This window comes from Dactylosporangium thailandense (assembly GCF_059739745.1).
On record NZ_AP029195.1, the window covers coordinates 10,692,364 to 10,714,187 of the forward strand.

Here is a 21,824-nt window from a genome sequence, read left to right on the forward strand (position 1 = left end):
TGACCAGTCTGCCGCAGATGACCACCGAAACCGAAGGGGCTTCCGTCCAAGTTACTCACGGGTCACTATGGGGCATGCGCTACGACGTCGTGGTCATCGGATCGGGGTTCGGCGGCAGTGTGACCGCATTGCGCCTGGCCGAGAAGGGGTACTCGGTCGCCGTCCTGGAAGCCGGGCGCCGCTTCGCCGACGACGAGTTCCCGAAGACGTCCTGGGACGCGCGGCGCTTCCTGTGGGCACCGGCACTGCGCTGCTTCGGCATCCAGCGGATCACCATGCTGCGCAACGTGCTGGTGCTCGCCGGCGCCGGGGTCGGGGGCGGCTCGCTGGTCTACGCCAACACGCTGTACCGCCCCCTCCCGCCCTTCTACGAGGACCCCCAGTGGCGGGGCATCACCGACTGGCAGGCCGAGCTCGAGCCCTTCTACGACCAGGCCGAGCGAATGCTCGGGGTCGCGACCTACGCCCGCACCACCGCCGCCGACCGGGCCTTCCGTGCGGTGGCCGAGCGCATGGGCGTCGGGGAGTCCTTCCACGCCACGCCGGTCGGGGTGTACTTCGGGCGCTCCGGCGTGGACCCCTACTTCGGCGGCGCCGGGCCGATCCGCCAGACCTGCACGCACTGCGGCTCCTGCATGACCGGCTGCCGCGTCGGGGCCAAGAACACGCTCGTGAAGAACTACCTCCACCTCGCCGAACAGCAGGGCGTGCGGGTGTACCCGCTCACGACGGTCACCGCGGTGCGCCCCGCCGCCGAGGGCTACTCGGTCGAGACCCGCGGCACCGACCGGCGCCGCCGGCGGCAGACCTTCGAGGCCGGCCAGGTCGTCTTCGCGGCCGGCGCGATCGGCACCCAGCGCCTGCTGCACCGGATGCGGGCCGACGGCGTGCTGCCCCGGATCTCGCCCCGCCTGGGCAAGCTGACCCGCACCAACTCGGAGTCCATCGTCGGCGCCCGCTCGCTGCGCAAGGGCGTCGACTTCACCGACGGCGTGGCGATCACCAGCTCCTTCCACCCGGACGCGAACACCCACATCGAGCCGGTCCGCTACGGCCCCGGCTCCAACGCGATGGGCCTGCTGCAGACCGTGCTCACCGACGGCGGCCCCTGGCGGCCGCTGCGCTGGTTCGGCGTGTTCTTCCGGCACCCGCTGCGGCACCTGCGGGTGCTCTCGGTGCGCCGCTGGTCGCACAAGACCGTGATCGCGCTGGTCATGCAGTCGCTCGACAACTCGCTGGACGTGCACTACAAGCGCTCGTGGACGGGCCGGCGGCGGCTCACCACGACCCAGGGGCACGGCGAGCCGAACCCGGCCTCGATCCCGGCCGGCAACGAGGCGGTCCGGCTGCTGGCCGAGGAGATCGGCGGGCTGCCCGGCGGCGGCTGGTCCGAGGTCTTCAACATTCCGCTCACCGCGCACATCCTCGGCGGCGCGGCGATCGGGGACTCGGCGGAGACGGGCGTCGTGGACGCGTACCACCGCGTCTTCGGCCATCCGGGACTCCACGTCGTCGACGGCGCCGCGGTCTCGGCCAACCTGGGGGTGAACCCGTCGCTGACGATCGCGGCGCAGGCCGAACGGGCGGCGTCGATGTGGCCGAACAAGGGTGAGCCGGATCGGCGCCCGGACCTGGGCGCCCCGTATCGCCCGGTCGCACCGATAACTCCGTCACGTCCCGCCGTCCCCGCGGAGGCTCCGGCCGCGCTCCGACTAGGCTTTTGCCCATGACCACGCCGCAGCCAGTGCTCGTAGTCGACTTCGGTGCGCAGTATGCCCAGCTGATCGCCCGCCGGGTGCGCGAGGCCCACGTCTACTCGGAGATCGTGCCGAGCTCGATGCCGGTCGCCGACCTGCTGGCCAAGCGCCCCGCGGCGATCATCCTCTCGGGCGGCCCCTCATCGGTCTACGAGGAGGGCGCGCCCCAGGTCGACCCGGCGCTGTTCGAGGCCGGGGTGCCGGTCTTCGGCATCTGCTACGGCTTCCAGGCGATGGCGGTGGCCCTGCGCGGCGAGGCGGCCCACACCGGCAACCGCGAGTTCGGCGGCACCCCGCTCACCCTCGCCGCCGACGGCGGCGTGCTGCTGCGCGACCTGCCGGCCGAGCAGTCGGTGTGGATGAGCCACGGCGACTGCGTGACCGCGGCGCCGGCCGGCTTCACGGTCACCGGCGGCTCGCCGGGCGCGCCGGTGGCCGCGTTCGAGGACACCGACCGCCGGCTGGCCGGTGTGCAGTTCCACCCCGAGGTGGCGCACACCCCGCACGGCCAGGAGGTGCTGCGCCGCTTCCTCTACGACATCGCCGGCATCGAGCCCACCTGGACCTCGAACAACATCATCGAGGAGCAGGTCGAGGCGATCCGGGCCCGGGTCGGCACCAAGCGGGTGATCTGCGGGCTGTCCGGCGGGGTGGACTCCGCGGTGGCCGCGGCCCTGGTGCAGAAGGCCGTCGGCGACCAGCTGACCTGCGTGTTCGTGGACCACGGCCTGCTGCGCGCGGGCGAGGCGGAGCAGGTCGAGAAGGACTACGTCGCCGCGACCGGGATCAACCTCAAGGTCGTCGACGCGTCCGCGACCTTCCTCCGCGCGCTGGCCGGGGTGACCGACCCGGAGCAGAAGCGCAAGATCGTCGGGCGTGAGTTCATCCGCACCTTCGAGGCGGCCGCCCGCGAGCTCGACGCCGACGAGCACGTCGAGTTCCTCGTGCAGGGCACGCTCTACCCGGACGTGGTCGAGTCCGGCGGCGGCACCGGCACCGCCAACATCAAGTCCCACCACAACGTCGGCGGGCTGCCCGACGATCTGCAGTTCGCGCTGGTCGAGCCGCTGCGGACGCTGTTCAAGGACGAGGTGCGCCAGATCGGGGCCGCGCTCGGGCTGCCCGAGGAGATCGTCATGCGCCACCCGTTCCCGGGGCCGGGCCTGTCGATCCGGATCATCGGCGCGGTGGACGAGGAGCGGCTGGCCATCCTGCGGGCCGCCGACCTGATCGCCCGCGAGGAGCTCACCGCCGCGGGGCTGGACCGCAGCGTGTGGCAGTTCCCGGTGGTGCTGCTCGCGGACGTGCGCAGCGTCGGGGTGCAGGGGGACGGCCGGACGTATGGTCACCCGATCGTGCTGCGCCCGGTCTCCAGCGACGACGCGATGACCGCGGACTGGTCGCGGCTGCCGCACGAGCTGATCGCCAAGATTTCGACCCGGATAACGAACGAGGTCCGCGAGGTCAACCGCGTGGTCGTGGACGTTACGTCCAAGCCGCCGGGCACCATTGAATGGGAATGACCCGGCTGCCGCCCCGACCACCCACCCCTGAGAAGAATTTCATTCAGCCATTTCAGGCTGAACTCGCTCTTGGCGAGCGGCTGAGAAAGCCGGACAATTCATTTCCGTGACTCCAGCGCTACAGCCGCTGCGGCGCATCGCGGCCTACTGCGTCTGCGTCGACGGCGATGCCTTCCTGCTCGTGCGGGCCTCGGCCAAGTCCGGGACGCCCGGGGCCTGGTCGCTGCCCGGCGGCGCCGTCGACCACGGTGAGAACCCGGTCGACACCGTCGTGCGCGAGACCGCGGCCGAGACCGGCCTCTCCGTCGCCGTGGTCAAGCTGCGCGACGTGCTGGCCGACATGCGGGCCCTGCCGACGCGCGGGCTCACGATCCACACCGATCGGCTGATCTACGAGGTCTCGATGCGCGGCGGCGCGCTGCGCGACCGGGTCGGGCAGCCCACCGACCTCGCCCGCTGGGTCACCCTCGAGGAGGCCCAGGCCCTGCCGCTGCGCCGGTTCACCGCCGACGCGCTCGGCCTGCCCGACGCCACCGCCGACATCCGCCCCGACGGCACGCCCGAGGTGCCGTCCTTCTACGCGGTGCCCGGCCCCGACGGCCTGCACCGCGCCCAGCGCTTCGCCGCCTACGCGGTCTGCACCGACCGGCGCAACCGCGTCCTGCTCACCCGCATCTCCGACGGCTACCCCGGCGGCGGATGCTGGCACCTGCCCGGCGGCGGCACGGACTTCGGCGAGCAGCCCGGCGTCGCGCTCATCCGCGAGCTGGTCGAGGAGACCGGCCAGGAGGGGCAGATCGTCGAGCTGCTCGGCGTGGCCAGCCACCGCGACGCGGCCCAGCTCGGCCCCGAGGGCTACCCGATCGACTGGCACGGGGTCCGCGCGTTCTACCGCGTCCAGGTGGCCCGCTCCAGCCGCCCGGTGATCCACGACGTGGGCGGCTCGACCGCCGAGGCGCGCTGGTTCGACCCGGACGACCTGGACGAGCTGCCATTGACCGAAGTGACGGAGGAGGCCCTTCGCGGGGTCGGCCTACGCTGATCACCATGACGCGGACACGGGTGATCACGGTCTACGGGCGGCTGCTGGGCACGGCCGAGGAGGTCGGCGGGCCGATCCGGCACGGGGAGAATCCGGCGACCGCGGTGGTCCGGCTGTTCCGCGAGAGTGCCGGGCTTCCGGTTGCTGTTTCGGGTGTACGCGACGTGCTCGCCCTGACCACCCCCGATCTCCACGAGGATCGCGTCCTCTTCGACGTCGTCCCCGCCGACGCGCCCGGGCCCGCCGACGCCGAGCCGGCGAGCGAGTCCGAGCTGCCGAAGGGGCAGCGCTTCGCCGCCTACGGGTTCGTCACCGACCCGGCCGGACGCGTCCTGCTCACCGAGATCGCCCGCGGGTTCCCCGGGGCGGGCCGCTGGCACCTGCCGGGCGGCGGGACCGACGTCGGCGAGCAGCCGGCCGAGGCCCTGTTGCGCGAGTTGTACGAGGAGACCGGCCAGCGCGGCGAGATCGTCGAGCTGCTCGGGGTGACGCACCGGCGCAGTTCGGGTCTTGTCGGCCCGGAGGGGTACCCGATGAACTGGCACGCGGTCCGGGCGCTCTACCGCGTCCTGGTGCCCGAGCCCTCGACACCGAGCGTGACGGAGGAGGCCGGCGGCTCGACCGCGTCGGCGGCCTGGTTCGAGCCGGGCGACCTCGCTGGGCTGCCCGTCACCGAGGTGGTGCAGTGGGCCGCTTCACTGCCCGCAACGGGCGAGTGACCGACGTCGTTAAAATGGACTAGAGGTTAACGAAAAACTACACTGAGTAGTTCTGCGGTTCGCCTGAACCGGCGGTTTCCGTCCTGAGGCATCGCCAATCGCGACCTGATATGAGACCGTGTAGATCGCGAGACCGTCTCGCGAAACGGACATCGAGGGTCGAAAGGCCCCGAAAAGCGACCGTGGGAACCTCGTTCCTACAGTGGAGGATCAGTGCCGAGCACACCTTGGCAGCGACGACGCACTACGGACAGCCCGCGCCCCGGTGGCGGAAGGCAATGGGCGGGACGGCTGCGACGCAGCGGCTCCCTCGCCCGCCAGGTGCTCTTCGCCGGACGTGTGGGGCGCCGTGGTGAGGGCAATGTGGCCGGCGCGACCTCCCTGCTCGTCCCCGCCGCGGAGACCGACACCCGCACCGGACGCGTCCGCCTGCCGCGTCTGCGCATGCGCCGCCGTGACGGAGTGTCACGGGACCTGGCGGCCGAGGTCATCGCGCTCGCGCCGGTCAGCCCGGCCGTCGAGACCGCGCCGACGGTCGCCCCCCCGGCGGTCACGTCGCCGGTGGAAGACGAGCCGCAGTCGCTCGCCATCCCGCTGCTGCCCGGCGAGCGCACCGTCGCCCGCCGCATCCGCTTCGCGCTCGTCAATGCCTGCACCCTGAGCAGCCTCATGCTCGGCCTGTCGGCGATCTTCATCGCGGTGAACCAGGGTGACGTGCGGGTCGCGGCCTCGCTGCTCATCGCCTGCGTCATCTTCGACGGCCTCGACGGCTTCCTGGCCCGCCGCCTCGGTGTGGCCAGCCCCTTCGGCGCGCAGATGGACTCGCTCGCCGACATGTGCTCGTTCGGCCTGGCCGCGCCCGTCGTGGTCTACTCCTGGCTGAACGCGTCCGCGCCCGGCTGGCTGCTCATCCCGGCCTGTGCCCTGGTCGCGGCGGCCGCGGCGATCCGCCTCGCGCGCTTCAACGTCTCGCCGAAGGACGGCCGCTTCTTCTGCGGCGTGCCGACCACGATGTGCGCCGCGGTCCTCGCGCTGGCCACGCTGATCGCCCCGCAGATGCCGGCCGCCCTGCGCGTCGCCGGCGTGGTGCTGCTCGGCCTCGCGATGGTCTCGAGCTTCCCCTACGCGAAGCTCGCCCGCCTCGTGAAGCTGCCGCCGTGGCTGCTGGCGCTGCCGGTGATCGGCGCCCTGGTGAACTACCGCATCACGTTCGTCGTGGTGGTCTTCGCCTACCTGGTCAGCGGCCCCCTGCTGTGGCTCAAGCAGCGCCACAAGGCCGCCTGAGTCGCGGTCCCCACAGCGAAAAACGGCCCCGCTCCTGATCGCAGGAGCGGGGCCGTTCTGCTTGGCCGTTACTTCCAGGTGGCGATGACCGTCTGGCCGCCCACCACGCGGTCGCCGGGCGCGACCTCGGGGTCGGCCTTGTCCGCGGGCAGGTAGACGTCGGTGCGGGAGCCGAAGCGGATCAGGCCGAACCGCTCGCCCTTGGCCAGCAGCGAGCCGATCGGGGCGCGCTGCACGATCCGGCGCGCGATCAGCCCGGTGCGCTGCACGACCGCGACGGGGCCGTGGACCGTCTCGAGCAGCGTGTACGCCGCGACGTTGTGCTCCGCCTCCGGCTTCATCGCCGCCGCGTAGCCGCCGTCCTCGACGAAGTAGTCGACCACCTTGCCGGCCACCGGCGCGCGGTTGACGTGCACGTCGAGCACCGACAGGAACACCGCGATCCGCAGGAACTCCATGTCGCCGAAGCGCTTGTCGTGCATGCGCTCGACCCCGAGCACCTTGCCGTCGCTGGCCGCCACGACCGCCTTCGCGTCCTCCGGCACGTCGCGCTGCGGGTCGCGGAAGAACGCCGCCACCGGGGCCGCGGCCAGGGCCGGGACCAGCCAGAGCTTCGACTTCGGGCGGGCCGCCTTGGCCAGCGCGGCCAGGCCCAGCGCGATGCCGGCGGCGGCCACGCCGTTGGAGTCGATGTGCATGCCCCGGGTCAGCGGCACGCTGGACGGGCGCAGCGCCGGCAGCAGCTTCGCGGCCGCGCTGTGGTGGGCCGGGGTGTGCCGCAGCCGGTGGATGCGCACCGGCGGGACGTTGCGCAGCACCAGGTCGCTGCCGACGCCGTAGAGCGCCGCCTGCCGCTCGACCTCGTCCGCCGCCCCGCTGGGCAGGCGGGTCGCGGCCACCACGACGGTGAGCACGCCGCCGTCGGCGACCAGCTTGGCCAGGCCGCCGAGCACCTCGCGGGCGTCCTCGGCGCTGCCGCTCAGCGCCTCGGCGTGGATCACGACGTCGGCGGGCTCGGCGGCGTCGATCGAGTCGATCACGCGGGTGCGGTCGGCGACCCAGCGGCCCTGGCGCTCCACGTGCTCGCGCAGGGCGGCGGCCGCGCCGGGACCGGTGCCGACCACGGTCAGCCGGTCGTCGGGCAGCAGTGCGTCGATCACCGCGGCCAGCGCCGCGGAACCGGCCGCCGCGCCGATCACCAGGCCGGTCTTGGGACCGCCGTGGCGGGCGAGCTCGGAGGCGAGGACCCGGGCGGCCCGGTCACCGATCTGGATCGGGCGGCGGGAAGCGCCGGATGTGCCGCCAACGGGAAACTGGGTCATCTCGGAAGGGCTCCTCAAAGGCAGAAGGGTGAAGATGTCTTGGCCGCAACAGGCAGCTGGCCGACGGGGTCACGAACCCCGTCGGCCAGCATATTCCGTGCCGCGACGTGGCGGTCCACGTCCTGGTGCGCGAGCCGGGCCCCCCGCCCGGCCGGGTTACTCCGCGTCCAGGTCGTAGTCGAGCCCGTCGCCGTGCTGCCCGGCCTTGCCACGCTCGGGTTTGTCCGAGCGCAGCGCCCCCAGCAGGCCGAGTCCCCCGAACAGGATCAGGCCCACGGCCACGATCCAGCCGGCGTTCAGGTGCACCGAGACGGCCTGGTTGAACAGCCAGACGACCACGATGCCCAGGAAGATCAGGCCGAACGTCAGCGAGACGCCGTCCAGACGGTGCGGCTTCATCGGTCCACCCTCACATCTCCCCATTGCGTGTCCAGGTCCAGTGCAAGCTTGCCGCCACCGGGCCCGTCGGCGCCGTAGTCGGTGACGGTGGTGGTCGTGTTGAACCCGCCGCAGCTGGACTCGAACACCCGGCAGTCCCCGCCCTGGATGTGCACGGTCACCGTCACGTCCACGTCCGGCGGGACCGTGATTGTCAGGTTGCCCGCGGTACCGATCCGGAAGGCGACCACCGTCGGGGTGACCTCCTGCGTCTTGAAGTTGAGCTGCGTGAGGTCGGCGTCGATGTTGCCGATGTCGGTGGAGTACCGCTCGCCCAGCTCGTCGAACGAGGTCGGCCGGATGCTGATGTTGTCGCTGCGGTGCGGCACCGAGGTGCCCGTCGCCGCGGTCGCGATCGCCAGCGCGATGCTCAGCACCGCGCCCAGCAGGATCAGGATCCGAGCCCGGCCGAGCCACGCGCCCGTGATCAGGCCGAGGGCGGTGATCGCCAGCGGTACCGCGAAGAACGTCGAGGCCTTGAAGTCCGCCACGGTGACCTCGAGCGCCGCGAGGATGCCCAGCGAGAGCAGGATCAGCGAGAACGTGATCCGGCCCAGGCGCGAGCGCTCCTTGGGCTTCTTCGGCGGCGGAGTCGGGGCCAGACCCGGATACGGCGACATCGGCACGCCGGGGGGCGGGTAGCCGAGGCTGGCCGCATACGGGCTGGAGGCCGCGTAGGGCCCGTGCGGTGCGAACGGCGGCCGGTAGCCGGCCCCGGGTCCGCTGCCCGGCATCGGCGGCAGCGGGGGCAGGGGCGGCAACGGCGGCAGCTGCGGTGGTCGCGGGCCGATCGTCGGCGACTTGCCCTCCGCGTACGCCGCGGGCTGCGGGGCCGGCGGCGTCGAGGCGGAGCGGAAGTCCTCGGCCGGGCCGGTGCCGGACTCGGGCGCCGGGGGCGCGCCGGGTGCGGTGGACATCGTGGGTGCTCCTGGGGTCACTGGGGCCTGGGGCTGCATCGGTGCCTGGCCGAACGGCGTGGGCCCGGACGACGGGGCACCGAACGAAGGGGCGCCGAACGACATCGGCCCGAACGAGGGGCCCGGTGCGGTCGGCTGGAACTGCGGGCCTCCGAACGGCGCGCCGGCGGTCGCGAACGGCGTGGGCGGCGGGTTCGGCACCGCCGGCGGCACGAACGGCCCCGGCGGCGGCTGGCCGTTGCCGGCCTGTCCGCGCAGGACCAGCGCGATCACGCCGACGACCACGGCCAGCCCGACCAGCGCGGCGCCGAAGTTCTGCGACATGACCAGCAGGAACGCGAGCACCGCGCCGACGCCGATGACGATCGCCAGGGGCGCGGAGGTGCCGGAGCGGCCGCGGCCGAGCAGCGCCTCGAGCGGGGAGCCGGTGTCGCCCTCGGCGGGCAGCAGGAGCCAGCCGAGCAGGTAGGCGACGATGCTCACGCCGCCGGCCAGGGTGAGCACGGCGAAGATGACCCGCCACAGCGTGGGGTCGGTGTTCGTGGCGCGACCGATGGCGGCGCAGACGCCCGCGATGTACCGGCCCTGCTGCGGCCGGACGAGCAGGTGGCGGTTGAACCCCGCGGACCCGAACGGGGGCGGTGGCGGCACCGATGCTCCGAACGGCGGGGGCGGCGGCGCGCTCCCGGGCGGCGGTGGCGGCGGCACGTCCCCGGGCGGGGGAGTGTGGGTGTCGCCCGTCGGCCACTCGAACGGCGCGGACGGGTTGGACGACTCGTACTCGGCCTCGAGCCGGGGCTCGTCGTCCTTGGGCGTTTCGTCGGATTCGTTCGCCGCGGTGGCGGTGCCCGGCTCCCACTCGGGCGTTTTGTCGGATTCGGGGGCCGGGGTGGCGTCGAGCCGCGCGGTGTCCGATTCCGAGGGTTCGGGGGCCGAGGGTTCGGGGGTCGAGGGCTCGGGGGTCGATGGTTCGGGTGTCGCGTCGCCGGCGCCGGGGGCGGCGGGCGGCGCGGGATCTGGCTCCGCGGCCCGTCCCGCGACGGCGTGGGCGGCCGGCTCGTCGGCGGCAGGCGGGTTCGTCATGCCATCCATGCTGGCGGACGCGCGGGGTCGACCGCCTCAGGCATCGACCCTGACGCCACCCTGATTCTGCGGCTCCGGGGCGCTGGGAGTGGTTTCGCGCCCTGGATCCGTGTGACGATCTGGAGGTACCGAATCCGGAACCCGAGCAGAGACGAGCCCGATGAGCAGCCCGTTCCCCGTCCGCCGCCTCTATCGCGAGCCCGCCGACCGGGTCGTGGGAGGGGTTGCCGCCGGCATCGCCGCGCACCTGGGTGCGCCGGTCGTGCTGGTTCGGGCGGCGTTCGTGGTGCTGGCCGCGTTCAACGGGCTCGGGGCGCTGCTCTACGCGGCGTTCTGGGCCGTCCTGCCGCTGCAGCCGCACGGGCGCGGCGGCGGGCGCAACGTCAACCAGCTGTTCTCGTTCCTCGCGCTCGGCGTCGGCATCGTGATCCTGCGCCTCATGGTGCAGCCCGACGGCAGCGTCTCCTCGGTGATCGGCTGGCTCGCCGCGATCATCGCGCTCGGCGCCGGCATCATCTGGCACCAGGCGGACCCGAAGCGCCGTGAGCGCTGGTCGGCGACCGTTCCCGGGATGCCGTGGCTGGGCGCGGCGGTCGACAACAACCGCAAGTCCTACCTCTTGCGTTTCGTCGGCGGCGGCCTGCTCGTCGTGGCCGGGATCATCGGCGTGTTCGTGGTCGGGGTGTTCCCGCTGCGGGGCGTGCCGTTCTCCTCGATCGGCTACGGGCTCGCGTTCGCGGCCGTGGCCCTGGCCGGCGTCGGGCTTGCCCTCGCGCCGCTGCTGTACCGCATGTTCACCCAGCTCAGCGCCGAGCGCGAGGCCCGGGTGCGCGAGCAGGAGCGGGCCGAGCTGGCGGCGATGATCCACGACCAGGTGCTGCACACGCTCGCCTTGATCCAGCGCAATGCGGGCGACCTCAAGGAGGTCCAGCGGCTGGCGCGCGGGCAGGAGCGGACGCTGCGCAACTGGCTGTACAAGCCGACGGCCTCGCCCATGGAGAAGTTCAGCGCCGCGCTGGAGGAGGCCTCGGCCGAGGTCGAGGACACGTTCGCGGTCGCCGTGGAGACCGTCGTGGTCGGCGACGTGGACGTCGAGGAGAAGGTCGGCGCCATCGTCGCGGCCGCGCGGGAGGCGCTGGTGAACGCGGCCAAGCACGCGAAGGTGCAGACGATCTCGCTGTACGCCGAGGTCGAGCCCGACTGCGTGAGCGTCTTCGTGCGCGACCGGGGCGCCGGCTTCGACCTGTCCGCCGTGGACGACGATCGGCACGGGGTGCGCGGCTCGATCGTCCTGCGCATGCAGCGCCACGGCGGCAAGGCCGAGATCCGCAGCACGCCGGGGGAGGGCACCGAGGTGCGCCTCAGCATGCCGATCGACACCGAGGGCCGGCGCCGCAAACCCGCGGCCACCAGTTCGTCTTCTGAAAGCGGAGAGCGATGAGCACCGAAGAGACCCAGCGGCTGCGCGTGTTCCTGGTCGACGACCACGCGATGTTCCGGGCGGGCGTCCGGGCCGAGCTCGGCCTGCACGTCGACGTGATCGGCGAGGCGAGCGCCGTGGCGGAGGCGGTGCAGAAGATCTCCGCGCTGGAGCCCGACGTGGTGCTGCTCGACGTGCACATGCCCGACGGGGGTGGCCGCGCGGTGCTCGACGCGATGCGCCGCACCCATCCGCAGGTGCGCTTCCTGGCCCTGTCGGTCTCCGACGCGGCCGAGGACGTGATCGGGCTGATCCGGGCCGGCGCCCGCGGCTACGTCACCAAGACCATTTCCCCGGACGAGCTGGCCGACGCCATCCGCCGCGTGGCCGACGGCGACGCGGTGTTCTCGCCGCGCCTGGCCGGCTTCGTGCTCGACGCGTTCGCCGCCCGCCCGGACGCGCCCGTCGCCGATCCGGAGCTGGACCAGCTGACCAACCGCGAGCGGGAGGTGCTGCGGCTGCTCGCTCGGGGGTACGCGTACAAGGAGATCGCGAAGGAGCTCTTCATCTCGATCAAGACGGTCGAGACGCATGTCTCCAACGTGCTGCGGAAGCTGCAGATGTCGAACCGGTACGAGCTGTCGCGCTGGGCCGCCGACCGCCGTCTGGTCTGAGGCGCTGGGGTGGGGTGACCAACGGCGGGCCTGGCAGCGTCGGCGCGCCAGCGCCTAGCGGTGTCTGGCGGGAGCGACGGTCCGCACCCCGACGGCCCGAGTCATGGTCTTTGGCGGTTTCTTCAGGCCGTCGCGAAGATCGAGTAGCCCTCGGCCAGTCGTCCCTCGGGCAGGCCGCCGGCCCGGGCGACCATCGCGTGGCGCTCGCGCAGCATCTCCTCGAAGCCGTCCAGGTGGGCCGTCTGCGAGGCGTGCGCGCGCAGGGCGGCGAGCTTGCGCGGGAACGTGTCGGTGATGTCGACGATGTGATCCGGGTTCGGGCCGCCGCTGTACCAGATCTCCCGCACGGTCCAGGCCTCGAGCCCGATGTCGGTGAACGTGAACGGGTTGCGCGCGTCCGGGTACACCGCGCAGGTCGTCGCCTCGCCCGCCGCCAGGTGGTCGGGGTGGCTCGGCCCGGCGAGCCGCTCCCAGCGCCGCAGCGGCGAGCTGGTCAGCACGCGGTCGGGCCGGAACCTCCGGATGGCCGCCGTGATGTCCCGGCGCAGCCCGATCGTCGGCTCGAGGATGCCGTCGCGGTATCCGTCGAGGAACTCCACCTGCTTCACGCCCACCGCGGCCGCGGCCGCCCGCTGCTCCGCCTCGCGCAGCACGGGCATCTCCTCACGCGGCGTGTCGTCGAAACCGCCCGCGTCGCCGCGCGTCACCAGCAGATAGGCGACCTCGATGCCGGCATCGACCCAGGTCGCGATCGTGCCGGCCGAGCCGAAGTCGACGTCGTCGGGGTGCGCGAGAACGCACAGCGCGCGCTGGACGTCAGTCAGGGGCGCGGCCGAGGGAGGAAACGTCATGCTCCTATTTGTACCGCCTACAGCGGCCCGCGACCCGCGCGAAGGATCAACAGCGCCAGCTGCGTGCCGTCGGCGCCGAGCTCCTGGGAGAAGCGCTCGAGGATCTCACGCTCGCGGCTGAGCACGAGCCGGGTGCCACCGGCCGCGACGCGGGTCTTGCCGACCTCCTGCGAAATCGCGGCGCGCTCCTTCCACAGCGCCACGATCGCCGAGTCGATCTCGTCGATCCGGGTCCGCAGACCGGAGATGTGCTGGTCGGGGGTTGCCGTCTGGGCGTCGGCGGGCTGCTGCTCCATGGTGATGGCGGCCATTTCTCTTCGTTCCTCTGACTCGGGGTTTGGGCTCCCCGGGAACGCGAACGCCCCGGGCTTCGGAGCCCGGGGCGTCGGTAGGTTCTGCGATCAGGCGCGACCTACGGCTGCCGGACTCCGGTAGCCGTAAAAAAAGTAGCGCGCGCTCTCGATCACGTTGCCGAGTATGGCACGGCGTCAAGGTCAGCGGAAAGGTCTTCCGAAAGTTGGGACGCCGTCGGTTTTCGGTCACCCGTTCGACCCGCCGGGCCCGGGCCGCCGGAAACTGTCGGGGGGTCGGCGTAGAGTCGCCCCTGCGATGCATGCTCTCTTCGAGGTACCTCAGTCCCGCCCGCCGCAGCCCGAGGGCCCGGCGGCGCAGTCCAGGCCACCCAGGCGCGACCTGCTGGACGGGCTCAACGGCCCCCAGCGCGACGCGGTGACGCACGAGGGGCAGCCCCTGCTCATCGTGGCCGGCGCCGGGTCGGGCAAGACCAAGGTGCTCACGAGCCGCATCGCCTACCTGCTCGGCGAGCGCCACGTGCACCCCGGCGAGATCATCGCCATCACGTTCACCAACAAGGCCGCCGGCGAGATGAAGGAGCGGGTCGCCAAGCTGGTCGGCAACCGCGCCCGGCTGATGTGGGTGTCCACGTTCCACTCCGCCTGCGTGCGCATCCTGCGCGCCGAGCACGACCACGCCGGGCTCAAGTCGACGTTCTCGATCTACGACGCCGACGACTCGCGCCGCCTCATGCAGCTCGTCGCGCGCGAGCTCGACCTGGACCCGAAGCGCTACCCGGCCCGCGGCCTGGCCACGCAGGTGTCCAACCTCAAGAACGAGCTCGTCGACCCCGAGACCTTCGCCGGCACCGCCAAGGGCCCGGCCGAGCGGGCGCTCGCCGAGGCCTACACGCTCTATCAGCAGCGCCTCACCGAGGCCCACGCGCTCGACTTCGACGACCTGATCATGCGCGTGGTCAACCTGCTGCAGAGCCACCCGGAGGTCGCCGAGACCTATCGCCGGCGCTTCCGCCACGTGCTCGTCGACGAGTATCAGGACACCAACCACGCGCAGTACATGCTGGTGAAGGAGCTGGTCGGCAGCACCGGCGAGCTCTGCGTGGTGGGCGACGCCGACCAGTCGATCTACGCCTTCCGCGGCGCCACGATCCGCAACATCCTGGAGTTCGAGCGCGACTTCCCCAACGCGCACACGATCCTGCTGGAGCAGAACTACCGCTCCACCCAGACCATCCTGTCCGCGGCCAACGCCGTGATCGGCCGCAACACCGAGCGCAAGCCCAAGCGCCTGTGGAGCGACCAGGGCGCCGGCGAGCAGATCGTCGGCTACGTCGCCGACACCGAGCACGCCGAGGCCGACTGGGTCGCCCGCGAGATCGACCGCCTCTCCGACAACGAGGGCGTCCGCCCCGCCGACGTCGCCGTGTTCTACCGCACCAACGCGCAGTCCCGCGTCTTCGAGGAGATGTTCATCCGCTTCGGCCTGCCCTACAAGGTCGTCGGCGGCGTCCGCTTCTACGAGCGCAAGGAGGTCCGCGACGCGCTGGCGTACCTGCGCGCCGTGGTCAACGAGGACGACACGGTGAGCGTCCGCCGCGTGCTGAACACCCCGCGCCGCGGCATCGGCGATCGCGCCGAGGCCTGCATCGAGGCCCTCGCGAGCCGCGACCGCATCTCCTTCGGCGCCGCCCTGCGCCGCGCGGCCGAGGCCCCCGGCATCTCCAGCCGCGCCGTCAACGCCATCGGCGACTTCGTCGCCCTGCTCGACGACCTGCGCACCCTGGCCGAGACCGCGATGCCGGAGGAGGTCCTCGAGGCCGCCCTGGAGCGCTCCGGCTACCTGGGCGAGATCGAGGAGAGCACCGACCCGCAGGAGGCCGGCCGGGTCGAGAACCTCCAGGAGCTCGTGAGCGTGGCCCGCGAATACACCGAGCGCGCCGAGGCCACGGTCGCCGTGGCCGCCGAGCAGGGCGACGCGACCGCCGCCCCGCCCCCGAGCGTCGCCGGCTTCCTGGAACAGGTCTCCCTGGTGGCCGACGCCGACCAGATCCCCTCGGACGACCCCGACCACACCGGCGTCGTGACCCTCATGACCCTGCACACCGCCAAGGGCCTGGAGTTCCCGGTCGTCTTCCTGACCGGCCTGGAGGACAGCGTCTTCCCCCACCAGCGGGCCATGAGCGACCGCAAGGAGCTCGAGGAGGAGCGCCGCCTGGCCTACGTGGGCATCACGAGGGCCCGCCAGCGCCTCTACATCTCCCGCGCCGTGACCCGCTCCGCCTGGGGCCAGCCGTCCTACAACCCGCCGTCGCGCTTCCTGGAGGAGCTCCCCCCGGAGCTCATGCGCTGGGAGCGAACCGAGGCGTCCTACACGAGCTGGTCCGGCCGCGCGGGCGTGGGCGGCCGCTCCTCGGGCACGACCCAGTCCCGCACCTCGTCCTTCGTGGGCGGAACGCCGAAGGCCGCCCAGCTGGCCGCGAAGCTGGGCCTGGACGCGTCGAAGCTCTCGACGGCCAGCGAGCTCCAGCGCGACGTGCCGGCCCTGGCCGTGGGCGACCGCGTCAACCACCAGCGCTACGGCCTCGGCCGGGTCCTGGCCGTGGAGGGCGCCGGCCCCCGAGCCCAGGCCCAGATCGACTTCGGCGACCAGGTGATGTGGATCGTGCTGCGGCACGCCGCGGTGGAGAAGATCTGAAACGCTTTTTGCTCGGGTCCGCGTCACTTGCGGACCGTTGCTCCCGCCAGACAAAAGGGCGGTCCGGATGGCCTTCGGCCGGAGGGACCGCCCTAGCCATGTCCGTGGTGCCAAGAGCCCACCCCGACCGACGTCCGCGGCACGCCGGCGAGCGGTCGAGTCTCTCGCCGTACCCTCACGGGATGGGCGATGGCGTTGCGACCCTGCCTCGAATGGCTGAGGTATTTCCGACGCTGGCGGCCGAAATCGACCGGCTCTTGAGGCTGGACGATCCGTCACACCCGCTCGCCGGCACAGTGGGGAGCCTGCGGTTCTACGGTCGCTGCCCCTGCACGGCGACCTGCACCAACCTCTTGACCGCGCCGCCCGGGTCGGCTGGACCTTACCTTGTCCAACTGGAGCGGGACGGGATGGACGTCATCTGGCTCAGCCTCGATCCCACCGGTACGACTGTCGTCGACATCGAAGTGCTCGATCGAAACGGACTCGGCCTGGATTCGGCCGGCGGCGCCGAGTGAGTTGAGGCCGGATACGTCGCCTCGGTAAGGCCGCAGCCCGTAGGCAAAGCTCGCGCGCCCAACGATGCGCGCTTATGTCGATGAGCGTTGCCATGATGACCGTTCAGACGGCCCAGTCCGGGTTCACCGGGGTGACGACCGCGGCGAGTGCTGTGACACGTCCGTTCAGAAGTGTCGACCTGGACGGCGACGGCATCCCGGACGCGCCGCAGGCACTCACCGCCGCCAAGGGCGTGGGTGGAGCGATCACCGGTGCGGCCGGCGCGGTCCGCGGGGCGGCCGCTTCGCTGTTCAGGCCCCGACCGACCTCAGATCGAGGACGCGTCGACCAGGGACGAGCAGAAGCCGCTGTAGAAGCCGCGCCGTCGGGCAGCGCCACCTTGCCCACGTCGCCACCTCTTCCGGTTGGTGGCGGCATGTTGGACGGTGCGTGAGGTGTCTGATGGGGCGGCTGACGAAAAGTCGGAGGTCCTCTAGGCTGCCTTGGTGCGACGGCAGGGTGTTGGAGAGCAGAGTGACCGGCACGCGCGGTTGGACTGGTTGGATGCGCTGCGAGGGGTCGCGGTGCTGCTGGTGGTGTATGAGCACGCCACTGACAACATCCTGCGCGCGGTGCGGGTGCATCTGGATTCCTGGTTCAACCCTGGCCAGGCCGGGGTGTTCCTGTTCTTTGTGATCAGCGGGTACATCGTGCCGGCGTCGCTGGAGCGCCGGGGTGACCTGCGTGCGTTTTGGACCGGTCGGGCGTTCCGGTTGTACCCGATGATGCTGGCGGGTATGGGCGCAACGCTGGTCATGCTGGTGACCGGTGTGGTGTCTGCGCAGTCGCTGGGGGTCAAGCACGGGTTGGCGGCGGCGATCGCGTCGACGGTGATGCTGCAGGACATTTTGGGTCTTCCGTCGGTGCCGGCGGTGCTGTGGTCGCTGTCTTACGAGATGATTTTCTATCTCTTGGTATCGGCGTTGTTCGTGGTCCGATGGCACCGGTTCAGCGCTGCGTGGGCGGTCGCGTTCGCCGCCGTCGCGGTCGGGCTGGGGGGCGTGTTCCCGCTCGTCACGCTGCCCGCGCTCGGACTGGGTCCACGGCGTGCGGCCGTTCTGGTCGTGCTGGCCGTCGTTCTGGGTGTCGTCGCCCTGGTCAGCCGCCGAGAAGTGCTGGTGGGGGCGGGCGCGGTGGTGCTCACAGGGCTGGCCGCGGTGCTGCTGGTGACCAGCGGCCGCTTTCCTGGCTGGTTCTTGCTCTCGATTCCGGCCTTGATGTTCGCCGGCACGGCGTTGTACCGAGCTGAGCAGGGCCAGCTGTCCTGGCGGGTCACCGCGCCGGCGATCGGGGTGGTGTTCGCCTGCGTCATGGCCAGTACCTGGTGGGCGCTGTCCGATCTGAGCGCGGCGAGTCTGCGTTCGGCCCGCCCGTGGATGGGAACGCTGACGCTCGTGGCGGTGCTGTTCGTCATCGGGATGGGGTTGCGTCGCCGCCGCGTTCCGCGGGTTCTGGTACGGCTGGGGGTGATCAGCTACTCGGTGTACGTGGTGCATTATGTGGTGATTTTGTGGATGGGGCCGGTCATGCAACGCCATTGGCATGAGCCCGTGTTTGTGCAGGTGCTATGGGCGCTTGGATTCCTGGCCCTGTCGCTGGGCGTCAGCGAATTGACCCATCGTTTTATCGAGCGGCCGGCGCAGCGGCTCGGGCGTCGCGTGACGCAGGCTCTGGATGGGCGAGGGCGGAACATTCGACAATCGCCGCAGACCGACCTGGACGTGCCGGTGGTCGCGCGGACAGGCAGCTGACGTTACTGCGGCACTTCGTCGCGTCCAATGGGCGCCGTCGTTCTGGCGGGGGCCTTCCCGTTAGGGGCTCAGGCAACGGCCTGCCGTCTGCAGCGCGTGTGTGAGAATGCGCGAACATGCTGGTCGAACGGCAGGCTGAGCAGTTGGGCGCCCCAGCCGTCGGGGGGTGGCGACGAGGTAGGCGAGCAGGACGGCGACGGCGGTGAGGCCGGCGCGGTACAGCCGGGTGCCGCGGACGGTGGCCCACATGAGCGCGAGCGCGGCGGCGGCTACCGACGAACCTTGACCCACCAGCCACCCACCTGACTGAACGGCATTGCGTCTAGTCGGGCTTTGCCGAGTCGGTGGCGGCTCCGCTCAGGACGTCAGCACGCCGATTCCCAGGCCCAGTGCCCCCGCGGCCAGGCAAGCCGCCCCCAGCCAGACCATGACGATCGCCCCGTTGGGCTTCGTGCGGTCCTTCCCGGCCGAGGATGCGAAGAACCCGCCCGGCATCAGGATCGCCGCGGCCAGGATGCCGACCCGTCCGAGCCACCCCACGACGCCGTCGAGCCGGGCGAGGTCCGCGTAGAGGATGCCGACCAGCCCCAGGGTGACCAGGACGCCGGCGTGGGCGTGGCCGGCGCGAGCGAAGGCCTGCTGGAAGGGGGTCGTCGGCACGGAGCCGCGCACGATCTTGGTGAGGAAGTAGCCGCCGAATTCGATGGTGACGATCGAGAGCAGGGCGATTCCGGCCAGGATGCGGCCGGCGTCGGTGAACTCGAACTGCATTTCGGTCCTCCCCGTCACTGCCTTGGTACGCTATGGCAGTGACGATATCCGGCGGGAGTATCACTGGTCAAGCCGCGATAGACAGTCACGTCTCGGCCTGGGTCGAACTCTGTCTCGCGATCGTCAACGACCTCGCGATCGAGGTCCGGCAGGGGCGCCGGGCGCCGGCCGACGCCGGGCTCGCCGACGCGTTCGCCCGGCTCGCGGCCGACCCGTTGACCAGGGACTTCGAGGTGTCGTCGGCCGACGTGGACGACCTGGCGTCGGCGGCGCGGCGGCTGCACATCGCGATCGACACGTGCATCGCCGGGGACCTGCTGACCGCCGCGTTCGCGTTGAACACGGTGCTGGCGGAGTTCGGAGCGGTACCAAATCTGCATGCGGCAGCCGGGGAAGTGCCGCACCTGACCTTCCACGCGGCGGACGCGCCGATCGTGGACGCCTGGGCCGCCGAGTCCGCGACCGCGCTGGCCTTCCTCGTCGGCACGCAGCAGACCCACCGGCTCGGGCAGTGCGGCGCCGACAGCTGCGACGCGTACTACCTCGACTCCACGAAGAACGCCTCCCGCCGCTTCTGCTCGCTCGCGTGCCAGAACCGCGCGAAGTCGGCCGCCTACCGTCAGAAGCGCCGCGAGCAGCCCGAATAGAAACTGTCGTACCCACCCGTCATCCTGTCCTCGTGAACCTCATCGCTCGCGCCGCAGGCGTCGTCGTCATCGGGCTCGGCGTGGTCGCCACCATCGCCGGCCTGGCGCTGCCGTGGACGATGGCCGGCGGCCGGCATCCCGACCTGGTCACCATCGCCGGAGTCGCGTTCCTGGGGCCCCTGCTGAGCGGGCTCTGCGTGGTGTACGGGCGGAGTGAGCCGCGCCGCTCGCGCCTGATCTCGGTGGTCGCCGGAGTCGCGGCCGCCGCGGCGACCGTGATCGCGGTGGCGCTCGCCCGCCTGGTCGAGCCCAGCGCGGGCATCGGGCTCGGCGGGCCCGTGACCGTGGTGGGGACCGCCGCGCTGGTCCTGGGCTGGGTGCTGCTGGTCGTCACCGGCGTGGGCCGCCTGCCCGGCGCGAACTGGCGGCGGTGGACTCCCGTCGGGGTTTTCGCAGTCGTACTGGCCGTGGCCGCCGGATACGCCATCTCCTGGGCGCGCGAGGGAAGGTTCGTGGACGCCACGACCGCCGGCGCTGCCCCGGCGACCTCGCAGGGGCAGACGTGGCCGCTGGCGTTCCCGGGTGTGCAGCTCGTCGGGGTGCACAAGGGCCTGGCCGTCGTTCGCGCCGCCGACGGCATCCGGGCGGTCTGGCTCGGCAACGGCACCCCGGCCTGGCAATACCTGCGATCCGATCTGCCCAGCCAGGCCGCGGGGCTGGTCGACGGCGCGGTCGTGGTCGTGTTCGGCACCGACGACGGCGTGCTCGTCACCGCGCTCGACGCGGCGAGCGGGGCGGAGCGGTTCTCCCGGCGGTACCAGTCGGGGAAGATGGCGACCGTCCACGCCGCCGGGAGCACGGCGGTGCTGTCCGGGGCCGGGATCGGCGCCGGGGACCTGCTCGGCATCGACTCCCACGACGGCACCCAGCGCTGGCGGTGGACGCCGGCGCGGGGCGGGGCGGCGTGCGACGTGACCGACCTGGCCGGCTCCCCGCAGACCGTCGCGGTCGCGCTGCGGTGCCGGGCCCAGGGCGTCGACGACGTCGCCGTCGGGCTCGACACCGGGTCGGGGGCCGAGCGCTGGTCCTGGCACGCGATTCAGCGCGGCACGACCGAGCTCCGAGTCCTCTCCTCCGGCGCCGGGTTCGTCACGCTGACGGGCGCGGCTCCGCAGCGGGTGACGTACATGGACGCGGGCAGCGGCTCGGTCGGGGCCCGCCACGAAGCGCCCGGCACGCTGCCGCTGGCCGTGGGCGCGAGCATCGTCTACGCCGACCCGGGCTCGGCCAAGGCCCGGATCGCGTCCGTCGAGGCGGCGACCGGCAAGGAGCAGTGGAAGGCCGACCTCGCGGGACTCGGCGGCTACCAGCCGGTGGCGGCGACGACGGCCGACGGCCGCGTCTACACGCTGTGGCGCAACACCGCCGGCGCCCTCCGTCTGCTCACGGCCTCGACGAACGACGGCTCGACGACGGAGGAGCGCGCGATCGCCTGTGACACGCGCTGCCCGGAGGCCACGATCGAGGCGGCGGACGGCCGCGCGGTGGTCGCGACCCGAGAGGAGAAGGCCACGAAGGTGTATTTGAGCGTCATCTGACCACGGGCGCGCGTCAGTAGTTCGGGCGCGGCGACGCGTCGGGGTTCGCGGCGCCTTGCGGGGGAGCGCCCCGGAGTCCGGCGGCCGGTTCGGGCGCGCGTCGGCAGTTCGGCGGGCGCGGCGACGCGTCGGGGTTCGCGGCGCCTTGCGGGGGAGCGCCCCGGAGTCCGGCGGCCGGTTCGGGCGCGCGTCGGCTGGCCGGTCTGGGGCGGTTCGGCTGCGCGTCGGCCGGACTGAGCGGAGGCGAACAACGGCATCCCGGCGTCCTGGCGGAGCGCACGGATTCGTCGGCGACGAACGGGTCTGTGGGCCTACCCGGTCAGAGTCCGAACGCGCCGCTTTCTATCAGAATCGTCAGGCCGATGCCGATGAAGAGGACGGCCAGTACGAGCAGATCGTCGATGTTGGTCACGGCGAACATGCCGGCGGCCTGGCCGAGCAGCGACGGTCCCATCGGCGT

At 72.1% G+C, this 21,824-nt stretch carries 20 protein-coding genes; 13 read left to right on the plus strand and 7 right to left on the minus strand.

Annotation, left to right across the window (positions count from 1 at the left end):
* The first annotated feature begins 74 nt into the window (after nucleotides 1-74).
* From AC6JBM_RS47845 to AC6JBM_RS47865, 5 genes are all read left to right on the plus strand, one after another.
* Nucleotides 75-1,730 (plus strand): FAD-dependent oxidoreductase, encoded by a 1,656-nt coding sequence (locus AC6JBM_RS47845; protein WP_497980235.1) that lies wholly within the window; start codon nucleotides 75-77, stop codon nucleotides 1,728-1,730.
* Complete coding sequence (guaA, locus tag AC6JBM_RS47850) at nucleotides 1,727-3,280, plus strand: glutamine-hydrolyzing GMP synthase (RefSeq protein WP_497980236.1); 1,554 nt, start codon at nucleotides 1,727-1,729, stop codon at nucleotides 3,278-3,280. Before AC6JBM_RS47845 ends, guaA begins: the two co-directional genes overlap by 4 nt.
* Nucleotides 3,281-3,386: 106 nt before the next feature.
* The gene (locus AC6JBM_RS47855; protein WP_497980237.1) at nucleotides 3,387-4,322 is read left to right on the plus strand and encodes an NUDIX domain-containing protein; all 936 of its coding nucleotides are present in this window, start codon (nucleotides 3,387-3,389) and stop codon (nucleotides 4,320-4,322) included.
* 5 nt (nucleotides 4,323-4,327) lie between these two features.
* The gene (locus AC6JBM_RS47860) at nucleotides 4,328-5,041 is read left to right on the plus strand and encodes an NUDIX hydrolase (protein WP_497980238.1); all 714 of its coding nucleotides are present in this window, start codon (nucleotides 4,328-4,330) and stop codon (nucleotides 5,039-5,041) included.
* A 291-nt stretch (nucleotides 5,042-5,332) separates the two neighbouring features.
* Nucleotides 5,333-6,325 carry a CDP-alcohol phosphatidyltransferase family protein gene (locus tag AC6JBM_RS47865; protein ID WP_497986701.1) on the plus strand — a complete coding sequence of 331 codons (993 nt, stop codon included), beginning with the start codon at nucleotides 5,333-5,335 and terminating at the stop codon, nucleotides 6,323-6,325.
* A gap of 68 nt (nucleotides 6,326-6,393) precedes the next feature.
* Here the strand turns inward: AC6JBM_RS47865 and AC6JBM_RS47870 are convergent, their stop codons facing one another.
* The 3 genes from AC6JBM_RS47870 to AC6JBM_RS47880 form a co-directional block, all read right to left on the minus strand.
* Complete coding sequence (locus tag AC6JBM_RS47870; RefSeq protein ID WP_497980239.1) at nucleotides 6,394-7,647, minus strand: phosphatidylserine decarboxylase; 1,254 nt, start codon at nucleotides 7,645-7,647, stop codon at nucleotides 6,394-6,396.
* 156 nt (nucleotides 7,648-7,803) lie between these two features.
* Entirely contained in the window at nucleotides 7,804-8,046 is a 243-nt protein-coding gene (locus tag AC6JBM_RS47875) for a hypothetical protein (protein WP_350611935.1), read from the minus strand.
* The gene (locus AC6JBM_RS47880; RefSeq protein WP_497980240.1) at nucleotides 8,043-10,085 is read right to left on the minus strand and encodes a PspC domain-containing protein; all 2,043 of its coding nucleotides are present in this window, start codon (nucleotides 10,083-10,085) and stop codon (nucleotides 8,043-8,045) included. Before AC6JBM_RS47880 ends, AC6JBM_RS47875 begins: the two co-directional genes overlap by 4 nt.
* A 160-nt stretch (nucleotides 10,086-10,245) precedes the next feature.
* Here AC6JBM_RS47880 and AC6JBM_RS47885 point away from each other — a divergent pair, with 160 nt between their 5' ends.
* Together AC6JBM_RS47885 and AC6JBM_RS47890 are read left to right on the plus strand one after the other, a co-directional pair.
* Nucleotides 10,246-11,526 (plus strand): PspC domain-containing protein, encoded by a 1,281-nt coding sequence (locus AC6JBM_RS47885; protein WP_497980241.1) that lies wholly within the window; start codon nucleotides 10,246-10,248, stop codon nucleotides 11,524-11,526.
* Nucleotides 11,523-12,179, plus strand: coding sequence for a response regulator (locus tag AC6JBM_RS47890; protein WP_350611938.1), 657 nt, complete (start codon nucleotides 11,523-11,525; stop codon nucleotides 12,177-12,179). The genes AC6JBM_RS47885 and AC6JBM_RS47890 overlap by 4 nt, the downstream gene beginning before the upstream one ends.
* 122 nt (nucleotides 12,180-12,301) lie before the next feature.
* Here AC6JBM_RS47890 and AC6JBM_RS47895 read toward each other — a convergent pair whose 3' ends face one another.
* On the minus strand, nucleotides 12,302-13,030 hold the full coding sequence (locus AC6JBM_RS47895) for a PIG-L deacetylase family protein (RefSeq protein ID WP_497980242.1): 729 nt from the start codon (nucleotides 13,028-13,030) through the stop codon (nucleotides 12,302-12,304).
* A 17-nt stretch (nucleotides 13,031-13,047) separates the two neighbouring features.
* Nucleotides 13,048-13,341 (minus strand): chorismate mutase, encoded by a 294-nt coding sequence (locus AC6JBM_RS47900; RefSeq protein WP_497980243.1) that lies wholly within the window; start codon nucleotides 13,339-13,341, stop codon nucleotides 13,048-13,050.
* A gap of 298 nt (nucleotides 13,342-13,639) precedes the next feature.
* Between AC6JBM_RS47900 and pcrA the strand changes: the two genes are divergently transcribed.
* From pcrA to AC6JBM_RS47920, 4 genes are all read left to right on the plus strand, one after another.
* The gene (gene pcrA, locus AC6JBM_RS47905) at nucleotides 13,640-16,039 is read left to right on the plus strand and encodes a DNA helicase PcrA (protein WP_497980244.1); all 2,400 of its coding nucleotides are present in this window, start codon (nucleotides 13,640-13,642) and stop codon (nucleotides 16,037-16,039) included.
* A 182-nt stretch (nucleotides 16,040-16,221) separates the two neighbouring features.
* A complete protein-coding gene (locus AC6JBM_RS47910; protein ID WP_497980245.1) occupies nucleotides 16,222-16,557 on the plus strand; it encodes a hypothetical protein in 336 nt (111 codons plus the stop codon).
* Between the two features lie 80 nt (nucleotides 16,558-16,637).
* The gene (locus tag AC6JBM_RS47915) at nucleotides 16,638-16,991 is read left to right on the plus strand and encodes a hypothetical protein (protein WP_497980246.1); all 354 of its coding nucleotides are present in this window, start codon (nucleotides 16,638-16,640) and stop codon (nucleotides 16,989-16,991) included.
* Between the two features lie 52 nt (nucleotides 16,992-17,043).
* Nucleotides 17,044-18,348: an acyltransferase family protein gene (locus AC6JBM_RS47920; protein ID WP_497980247.1), complete on the plus strand. Its 1,305-nt coding sequence runs from the start codon at nucleotides 17,044-17,046 to the stop codon at nucleotides 18,346-18,348.
* A gap of 357 nt (nucleotides 18,349-18,705) precedes the next feature.
* On the opposite strand, the gene AC6JBM_RS47925 is transcribed toward AC6JBM_RS47920, so the two are convergent.
* On the minus strand, nucleotides 18,706-19,119 hold the full coding sequence (locus AC6JBM_RS47925; RefSeq protein ID WP_497980248.1) for a hypothetical protein: 414 nt from the start codon (nucleotides 19,117-19,119) through the stop codon (nucleotides 18,706-18,708).
* A 38-nt stretch (nucleotides 19,120-19,157) separates the two neighbouring features.
* Between AC6JBM_RS47925 and AC6JBM_RS47930 the strand changes: the two genes are divergently transcribed.
* The gene (locus AC6JBM_RS47930; RefSeq protein WP_497980249.1) at nucleotides 19,158-19,766 is read left to right on the plus strand and encodes a CGNR zinc finger domain-containing protein; all 609 of its coding nucleotides are present in this window, start codon (nucleotides 19,158-19,160) and stop codon (nucleotides 19,764-19,766) included.
* Nucleotides 19,767-19,798: 32 nt separating this feature from the next.
* On the plus strand, nucleotides 19,799-21,364 hold the full coding sequence (locus tag AC6JBM_RS47935; protein WP_497980250.1) for a PQQ-binding-like beta-propeller repeat protein: 1,566 nt from the start codon (nucleotides 19,799-19,801) through the stop codon (nucleotides 21,362-21,364).
* A gap of 319 nt (nucleotides 21,365-21,683) precedes the next feature.
* On the opposite strand, the gene AC6JBM_RS47940 is transcribed toward AC6JBM_RS47935, so the two are convergent.
* Nucleotides 21,684-21,818 (minus strand): hypothetical protein, encoded by a 135-nt coding sequence (locus AC6JBM_RS47940; RefSeq protein ID WP_497980251.1) that lies wholly within the window; start codon nucleotides 21,816-21,818, stop codon nucleotides 21,684-21,686.
* Between the last annotated feature and the right edge of the window lie 6 nt (nucleotides 21,819-21,824).

What these genes read in the sequence shown, in the direction of transcription:
- AC6JBM_RS47845 (WP_497980235.1), top strand. Translation starts at nt 75, where the DNA reads ATGCGCTACGACGTCGTGGTCATCGGATCGGGGTTCGGCGGCAGTGTG.
- guaA (WP_497980236.1), top strand. Translation starts at nt 1,727, where the DNA reads ATGACCACGCCGCAGCCAGTGCTCGTAGTCGACTTCGGTGCGCAGTAT.
- AC6JBM_RS47860 (WP_497980238.1), top strand. Translation starts at nt 4,328, where the DNA reads ATGACGCGGACACGGGTGATCACGGTCTACGGGCGGCTGCTGGGCACG.
- AC6JBM_RS47870 (WP_497980239.1), bottom strand. Translation starts at nt 7,647, where the DNA reads ATGACCCAGTTTCCCGTTGGCGGCACATCCGGCGCTTCCCGCCGCCCG.
- AC6JBM_RS47875 (WP_350611935.1), bottom strand. Translation starts at nt 8,046, where the DNA reads ATGAAGCCGCACCGTCTGGACGGCGTCTCGCTGACGTTCGGCCTGATC.
- AC6JBM_RS47880 (WP_497980240.1), bottom strand. Translation starts at nt 10,085, where the DNA reads ATGACGAACCCGCCTGCCGCCGACGAGCCGGCCGCCCACGCCGTCGCG.
- AC6JBM_RS47885 (WP_497980241.1), top strand. Translation starts at nt 10,246, where the DNA reads ATGAGCAGCCCGTTCCCCGTCCGCCGCCTCTATCGCGAGCCCGCCGAC.
- AC6JBM_RS47890 (WP_350611938.1), top strand. Translation starts at nt 11,523, where the DNA reads ATGAGCACCGAAGAGACCCAGCGGCTGCGCGTGTTCCTGGTCGACGAC.
- AC6JBM_RS47895 (WP_497980242.1), bottom strand. Translation starts at nt 13,030, where the DNA reads ATGACGTTTCCTCCCTCGGCCGCGCCCCTGACTGACGTCCAGCGCGCG.
- AC6JBM_RS47900 (WP_497980243.1), bottom strand. Translation starts at nt 13,341, where the DNA reads ATGGCCGCCATCACCATGGAGCAGCAGCCCGCCGACGCCCAGACGGCA.
- pcrA (WP_497980244.1), top strand. Translation starts at nt 13,640, where the DNA reads ATGCATGCTCTCTTCGAGGTACCTCAGTCCCGCCCGCCGCAGCCCGAG.
- AC6JBM_RS47910 (WP_497980245.1), top strand. Translation starts at nt 16,222, where the DNA reads ATGGGCGATGGCGTTGCGACCCTGCCTCGAATGGCTGAGGTATTTCCG.
- AC6JBM_RS47915 (WP_497980246.1), top strand. Translation starts at nt 16,638, where the DNA reads ATGAGCGTTGCCATGATGACCGTTCAGACGGCCCAGTCCGGGTTCACC.
- AC6JBM_RS47925 (WP_497980248.1), bottom strand. Translation starts at nt 19,119, where the DNA reads ATGCAGTTCGAGTTCACCGACGCCGGCCGCATCCTGGCCGGAATCGCC.
- AC6JBM_RS47940 (WP_497980251.1), bottom strand. Translation starts at nt 21,818, where the DNA reads ATGGGACCGTCGCTGCTCGGCCAGGCCGCCGGCATGTTCGCCGTGACC.